Origin of the sequence: Brucella thiophenivorans (assembly GCF_002252445.1) — a bacterium.
Lineage (GTDB): Bacteria > Pseudomonadota > Alphaproteobacteria > Rhizobiales > Rhizobiaceae > Brucella > Brucella thiophenivorans.
Map to the genome: position 1 here is coordinate 1 of NZ_NNRJ01000024.1, position 766 is coordinate 766.

Sequence of the window (766 nt, forward strand, 5' to 3'; positions counted from 1 at the left end):
CCCTCAAATGGCGTCCTTATTCCATGCTTAATGACAAGCAGAAGATGATGTTGGCGCCGTTCTGGGTGGAAAAGGCACATGAAGGGGATACTTTCGCGCCGGCGGCTGTTAAAAGTTGTGCGAGGTAGTATTTCTTCAAGCGTAACTTTTTGTTTCCGAATCCGACCCGGAGCCTCACCCAAGGCTCGACTATTCGCACAGCGGTTAGCCGCGAATGCGACCTAACCCATACCGCGAGCTTTTTCCGTTGCGGCCTCCAATGCGCGCAGAATGGCACGACTAAAGCCGGCATCTTCTGCTGCCTGAAGCCCCGCCGCTGTCGTGCCATTGTAATTGCAGTAGGTGGCGACCAACGCAGGCGCATCTATGATCCGACCCGCCAACAGCTGCGCACCACAGCAAACGACCGCCTCTGCAGAACGCCAAGCGACGGTTTCATCTACGCCACGATCTAACAGGAACCGCGCCATCGCTGTTGCCATCAGCGCCGGATAGGCCGCACCTGATCCCGAAACCGCCGTCATCAGGTCGATCTGACTTTCCGAGGCCAGTTCGTCCGACGTGCCGATCACCGATAGGATATCCGTGATCGCCGCACGGTCTGTGGCATCGAGCGAAGAAGCGGTCCACCAAGGCGAATAGCATCGGCCAATATCCGCCGAAGCATTCGGCATGACACGCACCACCCGTCCACCACAGGCCAGCAATGATTCTGCCCGAACACCCGCCATGGCACTGTTACTTTAACGTGAGTGCCGACGTAACT

At 57.3% G+C, this 766-nt stretch carries 1 protein-coding gene; it reads right to left on the reverse strand.

Going from position 1 to position 766, the window contains the following annotated elements; all coding sequences use genetic code 11:
* Nucleotides 1–221: 221 nt before the first annotated feature.
* Nucleotides 222–731, reverse strand: coding sequence for a pyrroline-5-carboxylate reductase family protein (locus CEV31_RS12320; protein ID WP_210190918.1), 510 nt, complete (start codon nucleotides 729–731; stop codon nucleotides 222–224).
* Between the last annotated feature and the right edge of the window lie 35 nt (nucleotides 732–766).